Source organism: Rhodoferax sp. (genome assembly GCF_037143375.1).
In the GTDB taxonomy this organism is placed as follows: Bacteria; Pseudomonadota; Gammaproteobacteria; order Burkholderiales; family Burkholderiaceae_C; genus Rhodoferax.
Map to the genome: position 1 here is coordinate 1 of NZ_JBAWYV010000145.1, position 7,589 is coordinate 7,589.

Genomic DNA, 7,589 nt, shown 5'->3' on the forward strand with positions numbered 1-7,589 from the left:
GACCTGAAGAAGTGGCTGCAGATCATGGAAACCTACGAGAACGGTGGCCACGCCTACCACGCGACAATGCCGACCGATGCGCTCACGCGGCTGCGTGAGGTGATGAAGGAAACCCAGGCTTACGGCTTTGAGAAAGTTCGCGCTGAGCAGATTGAACTCGGCACCAAAGTGCGAGCCTTGTTTGAGAGCCGCGGCATCCCCAGCGTCGCAGCCGAGGGCTATAAAGCGCCAGGTGTTGTGGTGAGCTACACCGAAGACCCCGAGATCCAGTCCAGCCGCAAGTTTTTGGCTGAAGGCTTGCAAACGGCGGCTGGCGTGCCGCTGCAGTGCGATGAACCCGCTGACTTCATGACCTTTCGGGTGGGCCTTTTTGGCTTGGAAAAATGGCACAACGTGGACCGCACGGTGGCACAACTGGCAGGTGCTTTGGACCGGATGAAAGCTTGAACTTTTTGTTACGTTTCACTCTGTAGCGCTGCGATAAAATCAAGGCCTGACTGGGTGCTTCCTACAGCACCAAATGTCTTTCCGGGGACACACTTTTTTAGCGATCAGTGCCCGTAACTTGTGCGACAGAAACGCACGTTGGAGTCTATTTAAATGAAACATCTATTACTGGGCGCCGCTTTGGCTGTCTTGGCCGGATCAGCCCTTGCGGCTGATGTGGGCGTCTCTGTGAGCATTGGACAACCGGGTTTTTATGGTCGGATTGACATTGGCAACGCGCCCCAGCCGCAAGTGATTTACGCGCAACCGATGATCGTTCAGCAAAGCCCGGTGGTGATGGTGCGTCAGCCCATTTATTTGCGCGTGCGCCCAGGCCATGAAAAGCATTGGGACAAGAACTGCCATCGCTACAACGCTTGCGGTCAGCCCGTCTATTTCGTGCAGGACAACTGGTACCGCAGTGAGTATTCGGGCAGAAATCGCAACGACCAAGGCGAGCGGGGCAATGGTCCTGGCAGCAACGGCAAGGGCCACGACAAGATGAAGAAAAACCATGGCCGCGACAACGACTAAGTTGCTGCCTTAGCACCAATTTCAGTGCCCGCCCAGCGTAATTTCTGGCGGGCATTTTTGCTTTTGAATCTGACGATAATCAAACAGCTACTTAATTAATCCCGCATGGATATTCAGAAGAAAATTGTTGCCATCGTGACAGCCAGCATCGTGCTGACGGTTGTTCCGGGCGCCTGGTTGATCTACAACTATGCCGAGCACCGGATGCTGGAGGCGGCCTCTGCCAAGTTGAACCAGATGACGGCGGGCTTTGCGGGGGTCGCGATGCAGCGCTTTGCGCAAGGCGAGCCCAAGCTGAAGGCGCTGGCGAAAATTTTGGAAAAAGAGTTGGCGCAACCGGTGCAGCCCGCAGAGTTGCTGGCTGTTAACCAGACTTTGCAGCTTAACCCGGATGGCGTGTGGCGCAATCGTCAACCGGGATTTGATGGGTTGAACGAAGCGGGTGTTTTTTTGCCAGCGTCTGCAGCCTTGAGCGACGCACAGAAAGTTAGACATCTGCGCATCAAGCGAACCCTGGATACCTTTGGCGCTGCGGCGTCCAAACCGCTGGAAAACGTCTGGTATCTGTCGCCCCAGCGCAGTGAGGTTATTTTTGATCGGGCCTATCCTGAATTTGCTTTCGAGCAGAAAGCCGACAACGATTACACCCAGACGCCTTGGCTGACGGGCACCTCGCCCACGCTGAACCCCCAGCGGGCGTTTGCTTTCACGCCGCCGCTTTTTGACCCCGTACCCAAGGTCTGGATGGTCAGCGCCATTTATCCGCTGTATGTGGGCGACCAATGGATCGGCTCGTTGGGCGAGGACATGCAACTGACCAGTGTGCTGGAGGCTTCGTTCAAAACGGGTCAGTTTTTTCAGGGCTCTGAGCACCTGCTGTTGGACCAGGCCGGAAATTTTGTGCTGGCCGGTCCCTGGCAAAAGCAGCTTGAAGCCAGTCCTGCTGCTTTTCAAACGAGTTTGAGTCAGGAGCCGCAGTTGCTCGAACTGATGAAGTTGCCGCTGGCCGAGATGCCCCGCACGCTGAGCACTGAAATCATGGTGCAGGGAAAGCGTCAATTGGTGGTGGGCATGCAATTGGCGCCGCTGGGGTGGACTTACTACCGACTGGTGCCGGTGGACGAGGTCATGGCCATGACCCGGCAGTTGTTCCTGGCCATGGGCGCCATGATTTTGCTGACAACCGTATTTGCCGGTCTCATCATCATGGGGGTGGGCCGCAGTATTACGCGCCGCATTAGTCGGCTGCGCGATGTGATGAAAGGCTATGCCCGAGACCACACCTTGCGCGTGGTCAACCCGCAAGCCGACGATGATGAAATTGCTGAAGTCTCGCTGGTTTACAACCAGATTGCCGACGACTTTGACCGTTTGATTGCCGAGCGCCGTGAAATTCAGTTGAATTTGAGCAAAAGCGAAGAACTCTGGCGCTTTGCGCTGGAGGGCGCCGGCGACGGTGTCTGGGACTGGAATGTGCTGGAGAACACGGTATTTTTCAGCCAGCGCTGCAAGGAAATGCTCGGCTTCAAGGATGACGAGATTGGCAACCAACCGCAAGAGTGGGTGTCACGCGTGCACCCCGACGACCAACCCGCCGCGCTGGTCGCCCTACAGGCTTGTTTGCGTGGCACGAGCCCGATTTATGTCAGCGAACACCGTGTCCTTAACAAAGAAGGCCGTTACCAGTGGACGCTGGACCGTGCCCGGGTCGTCAGTCGCAACGCCGAGGGCAAGCCCTTGCGCATGATCGGCACCCACACCGACATCACGGAGCGCAAACATGCCGCAGAAAACCTCGCTGAAAGCGAAATTCGCCTGCGCACCATCATTCAAGCGGAACCTGAGTGCATCAAGATCGTGGATGGGCAGGGGCATTTGGTGCAAATGAACCCTGCCGGCCTGGCGATGATCGAGGCCGATTTATGGGAGCAGGTGGCCGGCTGCCGAGTGCTCGAGATCATTGCCCCCGAATACCGCGAGGCCTTTTCTGCCATGCACCAAAGGGTGCTCGCTGGCGAATCGGCTGAGTTGGAGTTTGAAGTGCTCGGACTCAAAGGCGGCCGGCGTTGGCTGGCGACTCATGCGGTGCCGATGCTGGACAAAGGCGGGATGGTGCAACTGGCCATTACCCGTGATGTCACTGCACGCAAGCAGGCCGAAGATAATTTGCACCTGGCGGCCAGTGTTTTCACGCATGCCCGCGAAGGCGTCATGATCACCACGGCTGACGGCAGCATCGTGGATGTCAATGAGGCTTTTGTCCGCATCACAGGCTTCAGCCGGGCGGAAGTGCTGGGCCTGAACCCGCGTATCTTCAACTCTGGCCGACAAAGCAATGCTTACTATGCCGCCATGTGGGGCGATCTGCTCCGACACGGGCACTGGTACGGTGAGATCTGGAACCGGCGCAAAAATGGCGAGGTTTACGCCCAGATGCAGACGCTCAGCGCTGTGTTCGATGCGCAAGGTCGCATCAAACATTTCGTGTCGCTGTTCTCGGACATCACGGCACTCAAAGAGCACCAGCAGCAGCTTGAGCACATCGCCCATTACGACGCCCTGACCAACTTGCCCAACCGGGTATTGCTGGCGGATCGTCTGCACCAGGGCTTGGCTCAGGCGCAACGACGTTCGCAGTTGCTGGCGGTGGCTTATCTGGACCTTGATGGTTTCAAAGCCATCAACGACCACCATGGGCATGAAGCCGGCGATCAACTGCTGATTGCGCTGTCTGAACGCATGCGTCAGGCCCTGCGCGAGGGCGATACGCTGGCCCGCATCGGCGGCGATGAGTTTGTGGCCGTGCTGGTTGATCTGAAAGATGTGACAGACTGTGTGCCAATGCTTACCCGCCTGCTGGCGGCGGCGGCCCAACCGGTGCATTGCGGCGAGTTGGTGCTTCAGGTGTCGGCCAGTCTGGGCGTGACCTTTTACCCGCAATCGGACGATGTGGATGCCGACTTACTGCTACGCCAGGCCGATCAGGCCATGTACCAGGCCAAGCTGGCGGGCAAGAATCGCTATCACTTCTTTGATGCCGAACAAGACCGCAGTGTGCGGGGCCACCATGAGAGCGTCGAGCACATTCGCCAGGCCCTGGCGGCGCATGAGTTGGTGCTGTATTACCAGCCCAAGGTGAATATGCGCACCGGGAAAGTCATTGGGGCAGAAGCGTTGATTCGCTGGCAACATCCGGTCAACGGCTTGTTGTTGCCCGCGGTATTTTTGCCGGTGATTGAGGATCACCCGCTGGCCATCGACATCGGGGAGTGGGTGATCGACACCGCCCTGACCCAGATGGAACTTTGGCATGCCGTCGGACTGGATATTCCGGTGAGTGTCAATGTGGGGGCGCGCCAGTTGCAGCAATCTGATTTTGTGGCGCGCCTGCGCACCCAATTGGCGGCGCATCCACAGATCAAGCCCGGTTGCCTGGAGTTGGAGGTGCTGGAGACCAGCGCGCTGGAAGACCTGGTGCACGTGTCGCAGACCATGGCGGCCTGCCGCGAGATCGGTGTGCGCTTTGCGCTGGACGACTTCGGGACCGGTTACTCCTCTCTGACCTACCTGAAGCGCCTGCCGGTGGCCTTGCTCAAGATTGACCAGAGTTTCGTGCGCGACATGCTCGACGACCCGGATGACATGGCTATTCTGGAGGGCGTGATTGGCTTGGCCAGCGCTTTTCACCGTGAGGTGATTGCCGAAGGCGTGGAAACCGTGGCGCATGGCGAGATGCTGCTGCAATTGGGCTGTGAATTGGCCCAGGGCTACGGGATTGCGCGCCCCATGCCCGCGCATGCGTTGCCACTTTGGGCCAAGGCATGGCGTCCTGACCCGGCGTGGGTTGATATTGCCCCGCTCAGTCGCGCTGATTTGCCCTTGCTCTTTGCCAGCGCCGAGCACCGCGCCTGGATTGCCGGGATTGAAGAGTCCCTCCGGGGCAATCGGGAAGCCCCTTTGCCGCTGAGTCTGCAGCAGTGTCGCTTTGGCAACTGGTTGGAGACCCGGGGTTTGGCTCGTTATGGCGCTCAGGCTGACTTTTCGGCGCTGAAGCCCTTGCACCACCAAATCCATGTGCTGGCTGATTCGATGTGTCAACTCAATGCCCAGGGTTTGAACACGCAGGCCCTGGCGTTTCTGCCGGAGCTTCATCAACTGCGAGATGCCTTGCTTGAAAAAATGAAGGCGCTGTCCCGAAAAAATCGTCCAGCTGTGTCAATGCAGACTGAGCTGCAGCCAGCGGATGCGACGCACGAGTCAATAAACCAAGGAGGATTCCATGCTTGACGCCCAAACCCCTTTTGAGCGACGAACGCAGCACGAACTGCGCGCTATTTTCCCGGCGGCGTGTGAGGCCTTGCGGCCCTTTTTTGACCCGGCCAACCACTGGGCCGGGCAGACCCATGAGCACCTGGCACTCCGGACCCTCAAAGAGCAGTTTCCCACCCTCAGTGCGCAAGAGGCCTTCATCGTAGTGTCGACCGCCAAACGCTTGTTTGTCAACGGCTACACCTCGGCAGCACCTTACGCCTAATAATTTTTAACACAACGCCGGGAGCGCTTCGATGTTTGAATCCGCAGAAATTGGCCACAAAATCAGCAAGGCGGCCTACCGTGAGGCGGTGCCGGCGTTGCGAGCGGCCCTGCTTGGGGCGCAAGTGGACTTGCATGAGAACCGAAAAATCCCGGTAGTGGTGCTCATCAGCGGTCAGGATGGCGCGGGCAAGGGTGAAACCATCAATGTGCTTTACCAGTGGATGGACCCCCGGTTTATTTCTACACTGGCATTCGCTGAGCCCACCGATGAAGAGAGCGAGCGCCCAGCCATGTGGCGCTACTGGCGCTCACTGCCGCCCAAAGGGCGCATTGGCATTTTTGCCGGTTCCTGGTATTCAGACCCGATTCGTCAGCGCATTCAGGGTGAAATTTCCTTGAAGGAACTCGATGCCCGGGCCGATCAGATCAACCGCTTTGAGTCGATGCTGGTCAGCGAGGGCGCGCTGGTGCTCAAGTTCTGGTTTCACCTGACCAAGGACGGGCAAAAGAAGCGCCTCAAGGACCTGGAAAGCGACCCCCGCACCGCGTGGCGCGTGACCAAGTGGAATTGGGACCGGCTCAAAACCTACGATCAGCTGCAAGACGTGGCCGGGCACTTTTTGCGCGTCACCAACACGCCCTGGGCCCCGTGGGTGGTGGTGGAAGGCGCGGACGACCGCTACCGGTCATTGACGGTGGGCCAGATCTTGCTGGCCGCGCTGCAGAAAAAACTGGCCTCGCCCCTGTTGCCGGAGGCGCCTGTGGCACCCATCGTGCGGGTCGATACCGACGGCCGCAATGTGCTTTCCGAGTTGGATCTCAAGCTCAAACTGGCCGACAAGCCGTATGAAGACGAGCTGGCCCAATGGCAGGGCCGCTTGTCTGAACTGGTGCGCGATGCGCGCTTCAAGGGCCGCTCGCTGGTGTGCGCCTTTGAGGGCGCCGATGCGGCGGGCAAGGGCGGTGCCATCCGGCGTATTGCCGTGGCGATGGATGCGCGGCAATACCAGGTGACGCCGGTGGCGGCACCGACCGAGGAAGAGCGCGCACAACCGCACTTGTGGCGCTTTTGGCGCCATTTGCCGCGCAAGGGCCATGTCGCCATCTTTGACCGCACTTGGTACGGCCGCGTGCTGGTCGAGCGGGTAGAGGGTTTCTGTACCGAAAACGAATGGCTGCGGGCCTATTCCGAGATCAATGACTTTGAGCACGAAATGGCCGAGGCCGGGGTGATTGTGGTGAAGTTCTGGCTTCAGATCAGCCAGGAAGAGCAGCTCAAACGCTTCAAGGAACGTGAAAAAGTCGCCTTCAAACGCTTCAAGATCACCGACGAAGATTGGCGCAACCGCGAGAAGTGGGACGCCTACCAGCAAGCGATTTGCGACATGGTGGAACGCACCAGCACGGGCAATGCGCCCTGGACGCTGGTCGAAGCCAATGACAAAAACTACGCCCGCGTGAAGATCTTGCGCACTTTGTGCGAGCGGGTCGAGGCGGAACTGAAAGGGGATGCCGCGCCAGCGGTCACGGTCAAGGAAAAATCCGCCACCAAGAAGTCAGGCAAGGCCGCCAAGCGCGATAAATCTGGTGCGTAGGCGCTGACGTTTCGTTGCAATAATTGCTATTGTATTTATAGCTTCCTACGCAGAAGATATGAGCGCTAGAGGCCTATTTGATGCATAAATAAGGCGTAGGCAGGTCTTATTTCACATTGCATTCAAGCCGCAGCAGGGCGAGCGCGTCTTTGAGTTCGTAGTCGTAATCGCTCTGCAGCGTCGGCTGGGCTTCTTCGCAGAAGGTTTGCCACATCTGGACGAAGGCCTCCTGGTGCTGCGCTGGGGCGTGGGCCCGGATGTACTGGCTGGCCAAGTCGGGGCTGAGGCCCGTTTTGCGAATCTTGCGAATCAGCGTGGCGGCGGTTTTTTCGGTCAACAGCGTCTTTGGCACGCTGTTCGTGGCGATGCACAAAAACAGGGTGATCAGCGAGCCTTCGTCGTCGTGGCCGCCGGTGGCTTTGTTCCAGGCGGTGGAGG

The 7,589-nt window shown here is 58.5% G+C and carries 4 protein-coding genes and 2 pseudogenes; 5 read left to right on the top strand and 1 reads right to left on the bottom strand.

The features are described 5' to 3' along the window. The 5 genes and pseudogenes from WCG50_RS15790 to pap all read left to right on the top strand — a co-directional run. Positions 1-447 (top strand): annotated as a pseudogene (locus WCG50_RS15790) (alanine--glyoxylate aminotransferase family protein); the annotation flags it as partial. Positions 448-600: 153 nt separating this feature from the next. Beyond that, entirely contained in the window at positions 601-1,020 is a 420-nt protein-coding gene (locus WCG50_RS15795; RefSeq protein ID WP_336900555.1) for a hypothetical protein, read from the top strand. 105 nt (positions 1,021-1,125) lie between these two features. Then, positions 1,126-5,307, top strand: a complete 4,182-nt coding sequence (locus tag WCG50_RS15800) for an EAL domain-containing protein (protein ID WP_336900556.1) — start codon at positions 1,126-1,128, stop codon at positions 5,305-5,307. Further along, on the top strand, positions 5,300-5,554 hold the full coding sequence (locus WCG50_RS15805; protein ID WP_336900557.1) for a hypothetical protein: 255 nt from the start codon (positions 5,300-5,302) through the stop codon (positions 5,552-5,554). The genes WCG50_RS15800 and WCG50_RS15805 overlap by 8 nt, the downstream gene beginning before the upstream one ends. Before the next feature lie 31 nt (positions 5,555-5,585). Further along, positions 5,586-7,151, top strand: a complete 1,566-nt coding sequence (gene pap / locus WCG50_RS15810; RefSeq protein WP_336900558.1) for a polyphosphate:AMP phosphotransferase — start codon at positions 5,586-5,588, stop codon at positions 7,149-7,151. Positions 7,152-7,257: 106 nt separating this feature from the next. Here the strand turns inward: pap and WCG50_RS15815 are convergent. Continuing rightward, positions 7,258-7,589 (bottom strand): annotated as a pseudogene (locus WCG50_RS15815) (hypothetical protein); the annotation flags it as partial.

What these genes read in the sequence shown, in the direction of transcription:
- pap (WP_336900558.1), top strand. Translation starts at nt 5,586, where the DNA reads ATGTTTGAATCCGCAGAAATTGGCCACAAAATCAGCAAGGCGGCCTAC.
- WCG50_RS15805 (WP_336900557.1), top strand. Translation starts at nt 5,300, where the DNA reads ATGCTTGACGCCCAAACCCCTTTTGAGCGACGAACGCAGCACGAACTG.
- WCG50_RS15795 (WP_336900555.1), top strand. Translation starts at nt 601, where the DNA reads ATGAAACATCTATTACTGGGCGCCGCTTTGGCTGTCTTGGCCGGATCA.
- WCG50_RS15800 (WP_336900556.1), top strand. Translation starts at nt 1,126, where the DNA reads ATGGATATTCAGAAGAAAATTGTTGCCATCGTGACAGCCAGCATCGTG.